Annotated in this window: 15 protein-coding genes; 5 read left to right on the forward strand and 10 right to left on the reverse strand. The window is 41.8% G+C overall.

Features of this window, described 5'->3' with window-relative positions; genetic code table 11:
- The first annotated feature begins 27 nt into the window (after positions 1 to 27).
- From EZV76_RS06895 to EZV76_RS06910, 4 genes are all read left to right on the forward strand, one after another.
- Positions 28 to 453, forward strand: a complete 426-nt coding sequence (locus tag EZV76_RS06895; RefSeq protein WP_136565864.1) for an organic hydroperoxide resistance protein — start codon at positions 28 to 30, stop codon at positions 451 to 453.
- A gap of 152 nt (positions 454 to 605) precedes the next feature.
- Entirely contained in the window at positions 606 to 1,148 is a 543-nt protein-coding gene (locus tag EZV76_RS06900; protein WP_136565865.1) for an RNA polymerase sigma factor, read from the forward strand.
- Positions 1,132 to 1,719 (forward strand): hypothetical protein, encoded by a 588-nt coding sequence (locus EZV76_RS06905; protein WP_136565866.1) that lies wholly within the window; start codon positions 1,132 to 1,134, stop codon positions 1,717 to 1,719. The genes EZV76_RS06900 and EZV76_RS06905 overlap by 17 nt, the downstream gene beginning before the upstream one ends.
- Positions 1,691 to 3,142, forward strand: coding sequence for a DNA-binding protein (locus EZV76_RS06910; RefSeq protein WP_136565867.1), 1,452 nt, complete (start codon positions 1,691 to 1,693; stop codon positions 3,140 to 3,142). The genes EZV76_RS06905 and EZV76_RS06910 overlap by 29 nt, the downstream gene beginning before the upstream one ends.
- Before the next feature lie 95 nt (positions 3,143 to 3,237).
- Here the strand turns inward: EZV76_RS06910 and msrA are convergent, their stop codons facing one another.
- Positions 3,238 to 3,930 carry a peptide-methionine (S)-S-oxide reductase MsrA gene (gene msrA, locus EZV76_RS06915; protein ID WP_136565868.1) on the reverse strand — a complete coding sequence of 231 codons (693 nt, stop codon included), beginning with the start codon at positions 3,928 to 3,930 and terminating at the stop codon, positions 3,238 to 3,240.
- A gap of 405 nt (positions 3,931 to 4,335) precedes the next feature.
- Between msrA and EZV76_RS06920 the strand changes: the two genes are divergently transcribed.
- A complete protein-coding gene (locus EZV76_RS06920; RefSeq protein ID WP_136565869.1) occupies positions 4,336 to 4,572 on the forward strand; it encodes a hypothetical protein in 237 nt (78 codons plus the stop codon).
- Between the two features lie 176 nt (positions 4,573 to 4,748).
- On the opposite strand, the gene EZV76_RS06925 is transcribed toward EZV76_RS06920, so the two are convergent.
- From EZV76_RS06925 to EZV76_RS06960, 9 genes are all read right to left on the reverse strand, one after another.
- Positions 4,749 to 6,326, reverse strand: coding sequence for an amidohydrolase family protein (locus tag EZV76_RS06925; RefSeq protein ID WP_136565870.1), 1,578 nt, complete (start codon positions 6,324 to 6,326; stop codon positions 4,749 to 4,751).
- Positions 6,327 to 6,341: 15 nt separating this feature from the next.
- A complete protein-coding gene (locus tag EZV76_RS06930; RefSeq protein ID WP_136565871.1) occupies positions 6,342 to 8,861 on the reverse strand; it encodes a M14 metallopeptidase family protein in 2,520 nt (839 codons plus the stop codon).
- Between the two features lie 43 nt (positions 8,862 to 8,904).
- The gene (locus EZV76_RS06935; protein ID WP_136565872.1) at positions 8,905 to 10,122 is read right to left on the reverse strand and encodes a sensor histidine kinase; all 1,218 of its coding nucleotides are present in this window, start codon (positions 10,120 to 10,122) and stop codon (positions 8,905 to 8,907) included.
- Between the two features lie 165 nt (positions 10,123 to 10,287).
- Positions 10,288 to 13,650, reverse strand: a complete 3,363-nt coding sequence (secA, locus tag EZV76_RS06940; protein ID WP_136565873.1) for a preprotein translocase subunit SecA — start codon at positions 13,648 to 13,650, stop codon at positions 10,288 to 10,290.
- 137 nt (positions 13,651 to 13,787) lie between these two features.
- Positions 13,788 to 14,012 (reverse strand): DUF2795 domain-containing protein, encoded by a 225-nt coding sequence (locus EZV76_RS06945; RefSeq protein WP_013551418.1) that lies wholly within the window; start codon positions 14,010 to 14,012, stop codon positions 13,788 to 13,790.
- Between the two features lie 122 nt (positions 14,013 to 14,134).
- Positions 14,135 to 14,695 carry a cob(I)yrinic acid a,c-diamide adenosyltransferase gene (locus EZV76_RS06950; protein ID WP_136565874.1) on the reverse strand — a complete coding sequence of 187 codons (561 nt, stop codon included), beginning with the start codon at positions 14,693 to 14,695 and terminating at the stop codon, positions 14,135 to 14,137.
- 113 nt (positions 14,696 to 14,808) lie between these two features.
- Positions 14,809 to 14,964, reverse strand: coding sequence for a hypothetical protein (locus tag EZV76_RS17185; RefSeq protein WP_201741833.1), 156 nt, complete (start codon positions 14,962 to 14,964; stop codon positions 14,809 to 14,811).
- 16 nt (positions 14,965 to 14,980) lie between these two features.
- Positions 14,981 to 15,481 (reverse strand): hypothetical protein, encoded by a 501-nt coding sequence (locus tag EZV76_RS06955; RefSeq protein WP_136565875.1) that lies wholly within the window; start codon positions 15,479 to 15,481, stop codon positions 14,981 to 14,983.
- Positions 15,482 to 15,483: 2 nt separating this feature from the next.
- Positions 15,484 to 17,361: an ABC-F family ATP-binding cassette domain-containing protein gene (locus EZV76_RS06960; RefSeq protein WP_136565876.1), complete on the reverse strand. Its 1,878-nt coding sequence runs from the start codon at positions 17,359 to 17,361 to the stop codon at positions 15,484 to 15,486.
- Between the last annotated feature and the right edge of the window lie 12 nt (positions 17,362 to 17,373).

The raw sequence follows: 17,373 nt of genomic DNA on the forward strand, positions 1-17,373 counted from the left end.
TTTAAGAACTTAACACCTAATTTACAGATGAAAACTATTTTTGAGAGTAAGGCTACCAATACGGGAGGACGTTCCGGGCATGTACAGAGTGAGGATGGGGTAATCGATTTTGACATCAGTATGCCCAATTCCAAAGGAAAACCTGATTCAAAATCCACCAATCCAGAGGAACTTTTTGCCGCAGCTTATTCTACCTGCTTTGCAGGTGCTTTACAAGCTGTTGCCAAGGAACACCATATTGACGATTTGGGGGATTTCAGTGTTACGGCCACTATTGAGTTCAACAAAGAGGAGGATGGTTTTTACTTGGAAGCAACCTTAGATGCTTACCTGCCTACGGTTGATAAGAATATGGGGGAGACGTTGATCAATGCCGCCCATGAAATTTGCCCATATAGCAAGGCCACACGGGACAATATTACTGTACACTTGAATCTTCTTATGGACGAATAAAAGATTGAAATACATGTCGTTAAAATAAATCCCGTTGAACCTTCAACGGGATTTTTTGTTAAAAAACTGCAAAAAGAGAACTATTTTGCAACGTTGTTTTTTTTCCATCGTCCTTACATAGAACAACAAATTAACCCAACATAAAACCGACCGTGTTTCAAATTGATCTGGTTGAAAGATGCAAGGCCAACGACCGCAAGGCGCAAGTAAAACTGTACCGCCAATATTGCAATGGTATGTACGGAGTGGCCATGCGCTTTTTAAAAAACCCGGATGATGCCGAGGATGTCCTCCAAGAATCCTTTATCAAAGCTTTTCAGCGTATTGATCAGTATAAAGGCGAGGTTACGTTTGGGGCATGGTTAAAACGGATAGTGGTGAATGGGAGTATAGATTTTTTGAAATCGAAGCACCAAAGAACCATTGAACTAAATGAGAATTATTTACAGGTAGCTGAAACGGATGATTGGAAGGTAGATGGAGGAATATCCATGGAAGAGGTAAAAAAGGCTATTGAGGAATTGCCAGCAAAGTACCAATATGTGGTGCAGCTTTATTTAGTGGAAGGCTATGATCATGGGGAAATAGCAGAGATATTGGAAATCTCTGAATCGGCCTCACGTACCCGACTATTGAGAGGTAAGGCACAATTGAAAGAAACATTAAAAGATATAGCTTATGGCACAGGATCTTAAAGAAATGTTCGCCAAAGAGCGGGAAAGGACACACAGCATGAAAGAAGGGCACGAGGCTCGGTTTTTATCCAAATTGGAGAAAGAGCTTCCGGACCCCATCAAAAATAGGACTCCCCAGATTTTTTGGATGCGAATTGCCGCTTCGGTTGTGGTTATTTTGGGAGTTACCGTTTACTTTTTATCCGGGGAGCAAAAAATATCCCCAGTTATAGACCAAGTGGTTGGGAATGAGACCAAGATCCAGCAAACCCTTTCTTTGGGTGATTTGTCCCCAGATTTGCAGAAAGTAGAGAATTATTATCTCACCAATATTAATCTGCAACTTTCAGATTTGGAGTCCAACCCGGAGAATAAGGAAGTACTGGACAGCTATATGGCGCGATTGGCCGAACTGGATGCGGAATACCGCCGACTTAACGTAGAGCTTAACGAAATAGGTCCCAATGACCAGACCATTGGTGCCTTGGTAAAAAACCTTCAATTGCGATTGCAGTTGTTACAACGATTAAAATCAAAGTTAAATCAATTAAAATCATCAAAAAATGAACAGGAATCATCAAATATGGTTTAGCCTGATGCTCTTTGTGGTGGCGGGTACCGCTATCCAGGCACAGGAGAAATCAAAAACGTACAAGGAGACCTTCAATGTTGACAAGGAGGCCGTCATCAACCTGAATACCAGTTATGCAGACATTGAGTTTGAAACGTGGGACAAAGACCAAGTGGAAGTAACTGCCGTGGTGGAACTGGAAGGAGCCACTGACGAGGAGGCAACATCGTATTTTGAGAAAGATCTGATCAAGATCATGGGCAATAGCAAGGAAATTGAAGTTCGCACCCAAGGAAACCGCTTTGGTCCCATGGTATACGATTTCAATAGTAATTTTGATTTTGTTTTTCCTGATGTGCCCTCCGTGGAGCATATCATGGCAGATATTGAAATTCCGGTGATTCCAGAGATTCCCGAAATTCCAGAGATAGTTGTTATTCCCGAATTGCCCCCAATGCCGCCCATGCCCTTTATGGAGTTTGATTATGATGCTTATAAAAAAGATGGGGACAAATATTTAAATGAGTGGAAGAAGAACTTTGATAAAAATTTTGACAAGAAGTACAAAAAGCGTTTTGAGGAATGGAGCGATCAATTGAAAGATCGGGCCAAGGAAAGGGAGGAAATGAGAAAGCAGATGCAGGAGGACCGTAAGCAGCTCATGGAGGAGCGCGAACAAATGCGAAAGGAAGTTAGGGAAGAAGTGAAGGCGCAGAGAGAGGAAGCAAGAAGCCAGCAGGAAGAAATGAAACGCGAGCATGAAAGGGTAATCCGTATTCATAAAGATGGTCCCAATGTATTTTATTATTCCTCGGAGGATGGAAAACATAAGGAATACAAGGTGAAAAAGCGTATCAAGATCAAAATGCCCAAGTACATTAAACTTAAAATGGATGTGCGGCACGGTGAGGTGAAATTGGCCGCCAATACAAAGAACATTAATGCAAGCTTGTCCTACGCAAGCTTGCTTGCTTCTACCATCGATGGCAGTAAGACCAGTATAAAGGCTTCGTATTCCCCCATTGTGGTACAGCAGTGGAACTATGGCCAGCTACAGACCGATTTTGCCGATAACGTAAACCTGAATGAAGTAAAGGAGTTGAAATTGAATTCCGTGTCATCCAATGTGTTTATTGGAAAATTAAAAGGAAAGGCTTTGGTGAACAGTACTTTAGGGGCTTTGAGTATTGATACTGTGACCGATAGTTTCAGTACTATTGATGTTTCCGTGGAGAATGGGGAAGTAGCGTTTAAATTACCTTCGGTGGCGTTTTCAATTTATGTGAATGAAACAGCCTCAGAATTTACCTATCCAAAGTCCATGGTATTGGAAACTTCCAAAAATCATGCTACCCAAGTACACAAAGGGTACTATATCAATCAAACAGACAATAAATCCATAAATATCAACTCCAGATATAGTGATGTTGTCCTGAAGCAATAAAGCTTCCTTTTCTCCCCAAGCTCCAGAAAACGCGCAACGCTTCTTTCCTAGTTGCTTTTCTGGATGTAATCACAAATGTTTTTTATAAACCCGAATTAATGGGTGTCTTCCTTTAAATAAGATCCAAATTTGGCCTTAAACTTATTTAACCTAGGAATGGATACTTGTTGGATGTACGGATTGTTGGGATGCTTTTTCTCGTAGTCTTGATGGTATTCCTCGGCCATGTAGAATTTTTCAAAGGGCTTTACTTGGGTAACAATGGGTTTTCCAAATACATTGGCAGCTTCCAATTTGGCAATGTAATCTTCAATGGTTTTCTTTTGAGTGTCATCTTTATAAAAGGCGATGGACCGGTATTGAGCACCACGGTCCGGCCCTTGACGATTTAGGGTGGTAGGATCATGGGACCCAAAGAAGACCTGTACCAATTGGGGAAATGAGATAACATTGGGATCGTAATATACTTCAACGGCTTCTGCATGATCTGTACGGCCGTATCCCACTTGTTCGTATGTTGGGTTCTTTTTCTTTCCGCCCGAATAACCTGAATAAACCTCTTTAACCCCCTTTACGCTTTCAAAAATGGCTTCAACACACCAAAAACAACCACTGGCAAAATAAGCTGTCTCATACTTTTGAAGTTCTTCATTCGATGGGGCCATTTGTTTTAGAGTCTCTTTCTGTTCTTTTTGGCCCATTTCCTGTTTGTTGTTTTTGGTCTTGGACTGACAACTTATAGATGTAAATAATAGTAAAGTCAAAAAGGAAATCTGAATGGTCTTCATTTGTGTTGTTTTTTGCTTAGTAGGGATAAGATAGCAACTATTACGATGAGGGGTGTTAAAAAGTGTTAATCGATGTTTTTGGAACCTTTTCCAATAGCCTTTCCGTATTTGAGTTAAAAATCAAATTTGTAAGTTTTTTACCACTTTAAATCTATTTTCTGTATTTCTTTTCCTACAAATAATCTCTTTGTTTACAAGGGTTTGCAGAGATTCGGTCTTTAAAACGATCGATGAAATGCACGCCGAATCGGTGTGCTGTTTTTTGACCCAAAATCGTTCATCGACGATAAAAAACACTTTATCCAAGAAAAGTTTCTACACCGAAAAAAAAGGGGGGTTTAGCGACAGAAATCTGATCCAGGGGTCATGCGAGGGTAGATTTACATTGTAATAAAAACCCAAATCATGAAAACAATTTTAACCATCATCGCAGTAATTTTCTTCGGAACAGTAGCTATGGCACAAGATGCTAACAAAGAAGTTAAAGTTGATGCCGTTACTGTAGGAGTTGAATTGAACATTGATATCCAGAAGCAAGCCAAAAAGGAAACTGAGGTTGCTAGGTTGTACAAGTTCAAAAACTCTAGGGTTAAAAAGGAGCTTTCTTTCAAAACCAAAAAGGACAGAGCTAAATTGGCATAATCATGATTGTGGGTATCGTTATTCCATTTACACTTTTTCTAGGGGTTGCTTTTGTGATGGCCTCAATAGTCTTTTCGTTCCGAAAAAAAATGTTCCAATAAAAAAGCAGGATGTCAGTATTTTATATACTTCTATCCTGCCAAAAATTAATTTAATCCCAGAATCGTTTATGGATGCTATTTTGATCCCGGTTGCTTTAGGTTGTAGTTCAATTTTTCTTTTGCTTGTTGTACTTGCTTCTTTACGTCCCGTAAAAGTGCCTTCGCGTCGTAAACGATTCCGTCTTTAACGGTATAGGTAACCCCGCCCACACGGACCACTTCATTATCTTCGGTCAGCTTAATGGCTCCTGTACCATAGAGTACCTTGAAGTTCCGTAGCGGATTTTCCGCTAGGATTACAAAATCGGCCATCTTACCAACATCCACTGTGCCAATCTTATCAGAAGCACCTAAGGCTTCCGCTCCATTCAACGTAGCAGACCGAATGATTTCCAAAGGATGGAATCCTGTCTCGCGTAGCAACTCCATTTCACGTATATAAGCAAATCCATACAATTGGAATATAAATCCGGAATCCGACCCTGTGGCCACACGACCACCCCGGTTCTTATATTCATTGATAAAGGTCATCCAGAGCCTGTAGTTCCGTTTCCAGGCCACTTCCTGTTCGGTACCCCAATCGTGCCAATAGGAGCCATGTGATATTTTACTGGGTTGGTAGAATTCCCAAAGGGAGGGCAAGGTGTAGTCTTCGTGCCATTCGGCTCTTCTGGCTCGGTGTAAATCCCGACTGGCCTCATAGATATTAAATGTGGGTACCAGCGTAAAATCCAAGCTGATGAGCTCATCCATGACCTTGTTCCAATGTTCTGAATACGGTTTGGCAGCTTGTTCCCATAGTTTTCCTGCTTCCTCAAAGCGGTGCTGTTCATTTTGATAGTTATAGTCCAACGGATAATCCTGTACGGTTCTGTCCTCGAAAAGAGCCTCTGGAAGACCATACCAATGCTCCATGGTGGTTAGACCGGCCCGGGCGGAATTGAGTACGTTCCATCGAGCTACATCGGTTTGGGCATGATGGCATGCGGACCGTAACCCCAACTTTTTGTTTTCATCCAAGGCAGCGGTCATGATTTCTGGAGGGGCACCAAAGAACTTGATGCCATCCGCTCCACGTTCGGCATTGGCGCGTACCCATTTCCGAGCTTGCTCAGGTGTGCTTATTGGGGAACCATTCAGCGGGCTAAAATCTCCACCTTGTTGCCCAAAACCAGTATAGGCATAAATACGTGGGGCAATGATTTGGTTCTTTTCACTTTTCCGTTTGAGGTCAAGTGTCCAGTCTACACCTCTACCACTAGGCTCCCGAACGGTGGTGATGCCGTGTGCCATCCAAAGTTTGAACACATAATCGGAGTCTGCCCCTTGGGCTTCACCACCAATATGGCCATGCATATCTATAAATCCCGGAAGGAGGTACATACCGGAGCAATCCAACTCCTTGCCCCCGGGTTTTAGCTTAGGTCTTTTGGCTTCATCTATTTTAACACCAGGGTACCCCACCACTTGGATGCTTACAATTTTATTATTTTCCACAACAATGTCAATAGGGCCTCTTGGTGGTGAACCGTTGCCATTGATCAAGGTTACGCCTCTAATGATAAGTTGCGAAAATGGTCCTTCACTCATGCTCTCTTGACCTGTGGCCCAGAGAAACTGGAGTGATATTACAAGGAAAAGTATTTTTTTCATGATATCTGGTGTTGGTTATTCTGGAACCTCAATCTTATCCCCTAAAAACAATGCATTTAGGAACAGACGGTTGGTGCCGTACCATGACCCCCGGAAATTGGGGTTGTCGGCAAAAAGTACCACACGACCGCTTCCCACCTCACTAACAATTAAAGAGGCAGAGGGTTTAAGGTTTTCTTCCATATTCTTGGAAGTGATAAAGCCATCAATATGTGGATTCTTGGCATACTTGCCCACGGTTGCGTAGGCATTCTTACTTGGAGACAACCACACGGAATTGTTCTTATAAACAGGGATAGACGTGTCTCTATAACCAAAAGCCAAGGGGTGGGTCACATCCAAATCTACCTTAAAAATGGCTCCTCCCACACTTTCCTTGCCAATGTTCTCCGGGGCGTCCACATAAGGTTTACGTTCCACAGTTGCGGTGGAGTCTTTCTCCTGTTCGGTCAATTTTTCTTTGACCAATTTTTTATCGATAGCCCATTTGGAAGCCGTTCCAATAGTAATCAAAGTATTGCCTTTACTTACCCAATCTTTGATTTTTTTAAGTTGGTTTTCGGAGAAATCATAGTTTCCGGATATCATGACCAAAGTGTTGTACTTGTCCATATCCAACCTGTTGAAATTCCGCAAAGGTACCTTGGTAATGGGCATATGAACACGGGTATCCAATAAATGCCAAACCTCTCCGGCTTCATAGGACCGTGTGCCATTGCCAATAAGCATAACTGCTGTGGGTTTGGTAATGGGAGAGACGTACCTGCTGCCCAAATCAACCCCCTGTAGGCTATATCCTGAAGGAATGGCATAGGCAGGAACCTGAAATTTCTTTTGGGCCTCTTGGACCAATTCGTACACAGTATTGGCATCTTTCTTTTGAAGACTGACCGGAACAACCAAGGCCCCATAGTTGAACTTTTTATCACCAGTGGTTGTTTTTATGGTAAATGGTTTAAAGGAAGAAGAAAGCACCAATCCTTTTTGTTGAAGAAAATGCAACGCGGCTACAGCATTATAATCATCATAATCGATGATATAGGCATACTCTGATTTTTGCACGGCCGGTGAATTCACAAGACCATCTGTGGAAGTTACTTTCTCGCCCAAGTTTAGGTTATTCACTGGACTATATTTCATATTGTAGAAATTGGCCACGGACCAAGCTGAAGCATCATAATAAACACTGTCCCGATATTTACCGTAGGTTTCAAACATGGTCTGCACCATTCTGTACTGCGCTTGACGTGTGGGCACCACAAACCTGTTCCCGGATTTATAAACATCTATCTTGTGCAATAACAGCTTATCTATAAAAGCCTTTACACGATTGGCGTCATGATCGTCCCAAAATGTATATCCTTGAATTCGGCTCTTTGAAGCATTAGTGAGTCCACTTTTAAAAAAATCTTGTTGGTATTTGCGCAGCATGGCCTTGTTTTCAACCGCTGCTTTAACGGTGGTGATGCTAGAGGTGTATTGATTTCTGATTGTGAACGGAAAAGTAATTTCCCCGAAATCGGTGGTTTGTTTATGCCCTCTAGAGCTTGCCTGCTCAAATAACAATCCCAAACCGCCCTGAAGATCAGGGTAGGAGGAGCCGTAACCAGGATAGGTCCCATCAAAAACTTCTTTGGTGAAGTAAAAAGAACCAATACTGTCCAATGCTTTGGAGAAATAATCACCAAAAAGATTGTTGAGGTCTTCGTAGTTTTCTTTGGGCATGATGGGGTTTAGGGAGCCATTGGTCTTCATCGGTTCAAAAAAATACGTGCTCTGGCTACCCATCTCATGAAAGTCGGTCACTACATTGGGGTACCACTCATGATACCAAGTCAATTTGCCCCTACTTTCTGGGTGAATGGCCAATAACCAGTCCCTATTTAGATCAAACCAATAGTGGTTGGTCCGGCCCATGGGCCAGTATTCGTTATGTTCGGCATCGGCAGGGTCGGCCACCAATGGATTGCCTTGATACATATTGGCCCATTGGGTATGCCTGTCCCTTCCATCTGGATTAATGGTAGGGTCGATAAAAATTACGCTGTTCTTTAAGTAATTCAATATTTCAGGATGGTTGGAAGCGGTCAAAGTATAGGCTGTCAACAAAGCTGCTTCGGAGCTGGAAGGCTCATTCCCGTGGACGTTGTACCCCAAATTGATGAAAATGGGGACCTCATCATAATTGGTTGGGGTTTGGGACGGGTCTGTAAATTGAAGGTGTTTTTGCTTCAATTGTTCCAGGTTGTTCAAGTTTTCTGGTAAAGAAACCGTTAGCATGACCAGTTTTCTTCCTTCATGTGTTTGACCGTATTGGTGGATGCTGGCCCTATCCGAAACTTCAGCAAGTTTGGTTAAATAAGCCACGATGAGGTCGTGTCGCGTGTGCCTATCACCAATGCCGTACCCCAAAAACTCTTCAGGCGAGGGTACATTATCGTTAAAAGGGTGGAATTTCTTAAAAAAGTAATCTTGGGCAGATACTGAAAAGGTAATACAGACAAGGAAGGTTCCTAGGAGTAGTTTTTTTAACATGCGATGAAGATTAATGATAATCTTCTAAAGATAAAAAAACAGTTTAATCAACAGAGTTGAATTCCTCTATAATTTCCTCAAACTCTATACGATAATAGGTCCCTTTCTTGGCATAATCACGTGAAATGGTACCTCTTAGCTGGCGTGTTAGGTTATAGATAAGTTTAAGTCCCAACGAATTTGTTGTTCTGGGGTTGATGTCCTCGGAATACCCAATGCCATTATCTCCCAAGAACATCTCATAACGATCATTGGGCAGCTTGTGCAAAGAAATATGGATTTCCCCATCATGCTCTTCCGTTATACCATATTTAAGAGCGTTGGTAATGGTTTCGTTGATAATAAGTCCAAGGGGAATTATGGTATCTATACTGAGCTTATTGTCGTCAATATCCAAATTGACCTTGACACTATTGGAGTTTCCTTTTACCGAACGTACCAGGTAATCGCATAATTCTTGTACATAGGGCTTAAGTTCAATTTTTGAAAGGTAATCGTCCCGCTTGTAGAGCATTTCGTGTACCATAGCCATGGATACAACCCTATTCTGACTACTTTTGATGATGTTGCTGATTTTTTCATCGGCTATGGCACGGGATTGTAGACTCAACAGGCTGGAAACGGTCTGTAGATTGTTCTTGACCCGATGGTGGACTTCTTTTAGTAAAATTTCCTTCTCCTGGATGCGCTCTTGAATCTCGTTTCTGGACTTGTATAATTTGTGATGCGCCCTTAAGAGATTTTTACCAAAGACGCCGCCCAATAAATAGACTGCAAAAACGGCACTCAAGAATGCAAACCAATCCCTGGATTCCAAAGGAATGGTATTTTCGGTAACCTTAAAGTTCCCAACATCATACAGAAATAAAATGGCGAGCACAGATAGGTTAATAATCAAATAGAGCTGTCCGAATACCTTGGTGGTCACATAACCGGCAAAAACTACAATGGCCAGTACAAAAACAAACGGGCTTTGAATACCACCACTATATATGGTTACCAAAGTGGCGCCGATCATGGCCAAGACCGAAGTGAGATTGTATGTGAGGATAAGGTTTTGGTGTTGCTTGTAAAGAAGTGTGTTTACCAAATTTACGACGGCAAAACCAAAGCAGGCATACGGAATCACGCCTTTAATATCTAGAAGAAAGAGGCAGATTATCCCTAGGATAAATGCGAACAAAGAAGAGCTATAATTAACTTTAAGTATCAAATCAATTTTATCTTGTAATCGATATCTGTCCTTAATAGGAATCTTCATATGCTACGCTTGGTTGTTTTCCTCTACTACGATAAGGTTGAAAATGGAGTAGTAAAAGTAGCTTGTTACGGGGTGTTTGTGCTGTAAATCTAAAATGTTTTTTGATATAATCAAAAGCGGCAGCTAAAATCGCTGCCGCTAACTAAATTTTTATTTTTTTGGAAATTAATCCTCCACAAGAACCCACTCGCCCTTTTCAATAAGGGGCTCAGCTTGTTTGTACTTGCAGGTTTTGCTTTCCCCGGACATCACATTTTTAATGGTGACCCGGTCGTTCCTGCCAATTTTTGGTTTTTCACGCACAATGGTCTCGGTAACTTGTGGTCTTTGTCCTTGGGTCTGTCCTACAGCTCTGTTCTGGGCAGCTAGTTCATCACTGTTTGGAATTTCTTCTTTTGAGGTTTGAAGATTTTCCTTGGGTCTTCGCACATTTCTGGCTTCTTGGATTTGACTAGTGTTTTCTGAAGGCAATTCTCCCTTAAACAGGAATGAAATTACTTCTTTGTTCACCTTGTCTATCATTTCCTTAAAGAGTTCAAATGCCTCGAACTTATAAATTAAAAGCGGATCTTTTTGTTCGTGTACGGCCAACTGGACAGATTGCTTCAACTCATCCATTTTTCGCAAATGCGTTTTCCAGGAATCGTCAATTATGGCCAATGAGATATTTTTCTCAAAATCAGTGATCAATTGCTTACCATCTGTAGAATAGGCTTTTTCCAAATTGGTGACCACATTCAAGGTTTTGATGCCATCGGTAAAAGGTACCACAATGCGCTCAAAATTGTTGGATTGGTCTTCGTATACCTTTTTGATGACTTGGAATGCCGTATGGGCACTACGTTCCATTTTCTGTTGATAGAACTGGTAGGAAGCCTTGTAAATGGTATTTGCAATTTCCTGAAAGCTTAATTTCTTAAATTCTTCTTCACTTATGGGTGATGTAATAGAGAAGTACTTGATCAGTTCAAACTCGAAGTTTTTGTAATCATCGGCCATTTTATTGGTTTCTGCGATTACCTCACAAGTATCGTAGATCATGTTGGCAATATCCACCTTAAGCCGTTCCCCTTGCAAGGCATGCTTTCTACGTTTGTAGACCACTTCCCTTTGGGCATTCATAACATCATCATATTCCAAAAGACGTTTACGGATACCAAAGTTGTTTTCCTCTACCTTTTTCTGGGCCCGTTCAATAGATTTGGTCATCATGGAATGTTGAATGACCTCACCTTCTTCCAAGCCCATTCGGTCCATCATTTTGGCTACTCTGTCCGACCCGAACAAGCGCATTAGGTTATCTTCCAGAGAAACATAGAACTGCGAGCTACCTGGGTCTCCTTGACGTCCAGAACGACCTCTCAACTGCCTATCCACACGTCTGGAATCATGGCGCTCCGTACCAATAATGGCGAGACCACCGGCATCCTTCACCTCATTGGATAGTTTAATATCCGTACCTCTACCGGCCATGTTCGTGGCAATGGTCACCACGCCTGCTTTTCCAGCTTCGGCAACAATGTCCGCCTCTTTTTTGTGAAGTTTGGCGTTCAATACATTATGGTTGATTTTGCGCACACTCAGCAATTTGGAAAGCAGCTCGGATATTTCCACTGAGGTAGTACCGATCAACACAGGTCTTCCAGCGTTGGCTAGTCCGGTAACTTCTTCAATAATGGCATTATATTTTTCACGCTTGGTCTTATAGATCAAATCATGTCTGTCATCACGGGCAATGGGTCGGTTGGTTGGTATTTCCATCACATCCAACTTATAGATTTCCCAAAACTCACCTGCTTCAGTGACCGCTGTACCAGTCATACCGGCCAGCTTGTTGTACATTCTAAAATAGTTCTGAAGGGTAATCGTTGCAAAGGTCTGTGTCATGGCCTCGATCTTCACATTTTCCTTGGCCTCGATGGCTTGGTGAAGCCCATCGGAATAACGTCTGCCATCCATAATACGACCGGTCTGCTCATCAACGATCATTACCTTGTTGTCCATGACCACGTATTCCACATCTTTTTCAAAAAGCGTGTAGGCTTTTAATAGCTGTGTCATGGTGTGGATGCGTTCACTCTTTACCGCAAAATCTTTGAAAAGGTCTTCCTTTAGCTCTGCCTCTTTTTCAATTTCTAGATCTTGATTTTCAATTTTGGCGATTTCACTACCGATGTCGGGCATCACAAAGAAATCCTTGTCTTGATCTCCTGAAATATAGTCGACCCCTTTGTCTGTAAGCTCTATTTGGTTGTTTTTTTCATCGATTACAAACAATAATTCGGCATCGATTTTGGGCATTTCCCGATTGTTGTCCTGCATGTAGAAGTTCTCGGTCTTCTGCAACAATTGTTTTACCCCCTCTTCACTCAAAAATTTAATGAGCGCTTTGTTTTTGGGAAGTCCACGGTGTACACGTAGCAAAAGGAACCCACCTTCCTTGGTGTCACCTGCTGCGATAAGTTTCTTGGCTTCTGCCAAAACACCTGTCAGATATTGGCGCTGTTTCTGAACGATGTCCGAAACCTTTGGTTTTAATTCGTTGAATTCATGACGGTCACCTTCCGGTACGGGACCAGATATGATCAATGGGGTCCTTGCATCGTCAATTAATACGGAATCCACCTCATCTACAATGGCATAATGGTGGGGGCGCTGTACCAAATCTCCCGGGGTATGCGCCATATTGTCGCGCAGGTAGTCAAAACCAAACTCATTATTGGTTCCGTAGGTGATATCGGCATTATAAGCGGCCCGTCTTCCATCAGAATTAGGTTGATGTTTATCTATACAGTCCACGGATAAGCCATGGAATTCAAAAATGGGTGCCATCCAAGCACTGTCCCTTTTGGCCAGATAGTCGTTAACGGTTACCAAGTGAGCACCTTTGCCGGCCAAGGCATTTAGATAGAGTGGGAGAGTGGCCACCAATGTTTTTCCTTCCCCGGTCTGCATTTCGGCTATTTTTCCTTGATGCAGTGCAATACCTCCAATGAGCTGTACATCGTAGTGTATCATATCCCAAGTTACTTCCTTACCAGCGGCATCCCATGAATTTTTCCAGATGGCGGTGTCGCCTTCCAAAGTAACATAGTCTTTGTCACCGGAAAGAGCCCGGTCAAACTCTGAAGCAGTGACCGTAAGCGTTTCATTGGCCGCAAAGCGTTTTGCGGTTTCCTTTACCACTGCAAAGGCCTCAGGGAGGATGTTATTCAATGTTGTCTCCGAAATTTTATAGGCTTCCTCGTTGAGTTTGTCTATTTCGGAGTAGATTTCTTCATTGCGGTCTATGTCGTTGGAATTACTTACCTCTTCCTGTAAAGCTGCAATTTTGTCATTGATTTCTTTACAGTCTTCGGCAATCAAGCTTTTAAAGGCCGTGGTTTTTTGTCTAAGCTCATCGTGGGACAATCCTTCCAATTGTTCCTCGAAGGATTTTATTTCTTTGACCAAAGGTTGTAGGGACTTTACATCTTTCTCCGATTTATCTCCCACAAAAACCTTCAGTACGGAATTTATAAAACTCATGAATTGTGTTTTTTTTAGAATGGCAAAAGCTGTTCCATTGATGGGATTATACTGGAAATCTTTTGCTAGGCTGCCAAAATTACATAAAAAAAAGCCTCAAATGAGACTTTTTAACGTGCTTTGTTTATTCTGAAAATCTAATATTCATCCTCATTCCAGAGGTAGTCTTCCTCGGTGGGATAATCTGGCCAGATTTCCTCGATGGATTCGTATATTTCACCACCCTCTTCCTCCATGGACTGTAAATTTTCTACAACTTCCAACGGAGCTCCAGTACGGATGGCGTAATCTATTAGTTCGTCTTTGGTGGCTGGCCAAGGCGCATCACTTAAATATGAGGCTAGTTCTAATGTCCAGTACATAGTAACGGTTTGATTTTAAATTTTTTGCAAAAATAATTTTTAAACCCAATTTGCCAAGTAAAAACTGCATTATTTAAAAATTATTTTGACATTGGCAAAACTCTAACGTTAAAAAAACAGATTTATTGGTCCAATTTCTCGGGAATCCACTTGACTTCATCGGCTTTCAAATCTTTTGACAACTTTCGTGCCAAGACAAAGAGATAGTCAGACAGGCGGTTTATATAGGACAGTAAGGTTTCAGGAACCGATTCGTTTTCGTTCAGATAAGAAATCATACGTTCTGCTCTGCGGCATACGGTTCTGGCAATATGACAGTATGACACGGTGGTATGTCCTCCCGGCAAGATAAAATGTGTCATCTGGGGAAGATTTTCGTTCATGCTGTCCATTTCCCTTTCCAACAATGCAATATCATCGGCATTGATACGTGGAATTTTAAGTCGATTATCCTTTTTGGGTTCTGTGGCCAGAATGGACCCCACTGTGAAGAGCTTTTCCTGGATAAGGGCGATTGTTTTTTTGGAATGGGCATCTATCTTCTGATCACGTAGCAGCCCCAAGAACGAGTTGAGTTCGTCAATGGTGCCGTAGCTTTCTATGCGAATATGGTGTTTGGGAACCCGTGTCCCTGTAAATAATGCGGTGGTACCTTGGTCCCCTGTTTTGGTATATATTTTCATTTTTACAATTATCAATGTTCAATAAACAATGAACAGTTGTATGGGTGACTAAAATGTATTTTTGCTAATTGCTAATTGCTAATTGCTAATTGCTAATTGCTAATTGCTAATTGCTAATTGTCTCGCTCATGTTGTCGTTTACCTTCCATAAACTTGCGGGACCTTCTGCGTTTGGTACCGCGCTTGTTTCGGAATATGATAATCAAATAAATGAGTCCCAACACGGCCAGAACGTACCAAATGGTGTTATCTGTTGCTACATTTTCCATACCTAAATTTACTTTTTTATATCCGAATGGTGAAATGTTCCTTGACCTGTTCTTTTCGAACAAATAGAACCCCACAATGAAATAGGTCCATACTTACCGTAATATTTGGTGATTCAATGAGGTTTTTCCATTCAAGTTCGCTTTCTTGGTCTTCATGAATGGAGTCTATCAAAACCATACTGTCATTGTGCAACTTTCCATTGGAGAGAAGTTTCTCCAAATCATGGGCATCCAAATACTTCGTATACAAAATATCAACCATGTTTTCACTAGGGTGTACTTGAGGGAAATGGATTTCGACCAATTTTTTAAGGTCCGGATTTTTATGGATATATATGGTTTTGACCTTAAAATAGCAGATGCTTTTTAGCAATACATTTGCTGTTTTATCCTTGCTGAATTTTCCTTTGGCGTACAGGCATTTGGTTACATATTTGAAGACAAATGGTGAGTGGACTCCATGTTGGTTGGTGGATTTTGATAAAAACTTTAGAAAAGTACCAAATCTGAACCACATACTTATCCTTCTAAAATGGCTGAAAGTTCAAACCAACGTTCTGTTTTTTCTTCAATGGTATCTGAAATTTCTTTGAGTTCAATGGAAAGCTGGTTGATTTCATCACCGCTAAGATCGGGGTTTGTAAACTTATTCTGTAAAACCTCTTTTTGTTCCTCCAATTTTTGAATGTCCTTTTCCAATTGTTTGTATTCCCTTTGCTCCATGTATGAGAGCTTACCGCTAGTGTCCTTTTCTTTCCAATGGGTTTTTTCCAATTTTTCCGAAACGTTGACCTTGTTTTCACGTTCCTCTGCAATTTTACTGGTTTCATACACTCTGTAATCGGTGTAATTGCCAGGAAAGTCTTCAATTACACCATTTCCTTTGAAGATAAACAAGTGGTCCACTATTTTATCCATAAAATAACGATCGTGGGATACCACGATCAAGCAGCCCGGAAAATCCAAAAGGAAACTTTCCAACACGTTCAAGGTAACAATGTCCAAGTCGTTGGTGGGTTCGTCCAAAATCAAGAAATTGGGATTCTGTATGAGCACTGTACATAAGTACAGGCGCTTACGCTCCCCGCCACTGAGCTTTTCAACAAAATCGTACTGTTTTTTTCTATCAAAAAGAAAACGCTCCAGTAGCTGTTGGGCAGAAATTTGTTTGCCCTTTTTAAGGGGGATATAGTCCCCAAACTCCCTAATGACATCAATGACCTTTTGTCCTTCTTTCTCCGGAATGCCTTTTTGGGTGTAGTAACCAAACTTTAAGGTGTCGCCTACTACTACCTTTCCTCCATCAACCGTTTCTTGTTGGGTGATGATATTCAAAAATGTGGACTTTCCTGTGCCGTTCTGCCCAATAATACCCACTCGTTCCCCTTTGGTGAAGGTATAATCGAACTTATCCAGAAGTAACTTTTCCCCATATGATTTGGAAATTTTGTGCAGCTCCAGAATTTTACTGCCCAAGCGTTCCATGTTCAGTTCCAGTTGTACCTCGTGTTCTTTACGGCGTTGGTGCGCCCTTTTTTTGATTTCGCTAAAGTCATCAATCCGGGATTTGGACTTTGTGGTACGTGCCTTGGGTTGTCTCCTGATCCAGTCCAACTCTTTTTTGTAGAGTTGTTTGGATTTGTGTTGTTCCACTTCCTCCCGCTCCATTCGGGATTCCTTTTCCTTAAGGAAATAAGTGTAATTTCCTTTGTAGCTGTATAGTTGGTTGTTGTCCAGTTCAAGGATTTCATTGCAGACCCGGTCTAGAAAATACCGATCGTGGGTCACCATGAACAGCGTGATATTTTCTTTGGCAAAATAGGTTTCAAGCCATTCGATCATTTCAAGGTCCAAATGGTTGGTGGGCTCATCCAGAATAAGCAAGTCTGGTTTGTTGAGCAGGGCATTGGCCAAGGCCAAGCGTTTTCGCTGTCCTCCCGATAGTGTTTTTACCTTGGCATCGAGCTGGGTCAATTGCAGTTGGAAGAGAATTTGCTTGTATTGGGTCTCAAAATCCCAGGCGTTGAGCCGTTCCATGGCCTCAAAGGCTTTTTGGTAGCGTTCGGTGTCCTCGGTGTTTTCCACGGCTTTCTCATAGTTGGAAATGACCCTCAAAGTTTCATTGTCCGTGGCCAAAATGGTCTCTTCAATGGTAAGGTTGGGGTCCAGACTGGGCTCTTGCTCCAAAAAAGCCATTTTAATCCCCTTACGCACCGTTACTTGCCCCGTTTCGGTAGCATCTTTCCCGGACATGATGTTGAGGATGGAGGTTTTTCCACTTCCATTTTTGGCGATGAGAGCTATCTTTTGGTCTTTGTTTATTCCGAAGGAAATATCAGAAAATAAGACCAGCTCCCCATATGATTTAGATATGTTCTCTACCGTTAATAAGTTCATGGAGAATGTTTT

This window comes from Flagellimonas alvinocaridis, assembly GCF_004916895.1.
In the GTDB taxonomy this organism is placed as follows: domain Bacteria; phylum Bacteroidota; class Bacteroidia; order Flavobacteriales; family Flavobacteriaceae; genus Flagellimonas; species Flagellimonas alvinocaridis.

Coding starts and splice junctions, on each gene's coding strand:
- EZV76_RS06895 (WP_136565864.1), top strand. CDS start 28: ATGAAAACTATTTTTGAGAGTAAGGCTACCAATACGGGAGGACGTTCC.
- EZV76_RS06905 (WP_136565866.1), top strand. CDS start 1,132: ATGGCACAGGATCTTAAAGAAATGTTCGCCAAAGAGCGGGAAAGGACA.
- EZV76_RS06910 (WP_136565867.1), top strand. CDS start 1,691: ATGAACAGGAATCATCAAATATGGTTTAGCCTGATGCTCTTTGTGGTG.
- msrA (WP_136565868.1), bottom strand. CDS start 3,930: ATGAAGACCATTCAGATTTCCTTTTTGACTTTACTATTATTTACATCT.
- EZV76_RS06920 (WP_136565869.1), top strand. CDS start 4,336: ATGAAAACAATTTTAACCATCATCGCAGTAATTTTCTTCGGAACAGTA.
- EZV76_RS06925 (WP_136565870.1), bottom strand. CDS start 6,326: ATGAAAAAAATACTTTTCCTTGTAATATCACTCCAGTTTCTCTGGGCC.
- EZV76_RS06930 (WP_136565871.1), bottom strand. CDS start 8,861: ATGTTAAAAAAACTACTCCTAGGAACCTTCCTTGTCTGTATTACCTTT.
- EZV76_RS06935 (WP_136565872.1), bottom strand. CDS start 10,122: ATGAAGATTCCTATTAAGGACAGATATCGATTACAAGATAAAATTGAT.
- secA (WP_136565873.1), bottom strand. CDS start 13,650: ATGAGTTTTATAAATTCCGTACTGAAGGTTTTTGTGGGAGATAAATCG.
- EZV76_RS06945 (WP_013551418.1), bottom strand. CDS start 14,012: ATGTACTGGACATTAGAACTAGCCTCATATTTAAGTGATGCGCCTTGG.
- EZV76_RS06950 (WP_136565874.1), bottom strand. CDS start 14,695: ATGAAAATATATACCAAAACAGGGGACCAAGGTACCACCGCATTATTT.
- EZV76_RS17185 (WP_201741833.1), bottom strand. CDS start 14,964: ATGGAAAATGTAGCAACAGATAACACCATTTGGTACGTTCTGGCCGTG.
- EZV76_RS06955 (WP_136565875.1), bottom strand. CDS start 15,481: ATGTGGTTCAGATTTGGTACTTTTCTAAAGTTTTTATCAAAATCCACC.
- EZV76_RS06960 (WP_136565876.1), bottom strand. CDS start 17,361: ATGAACTTATTAACGGTAGAGAACATATCTAAATCATATGGGGAGCTG.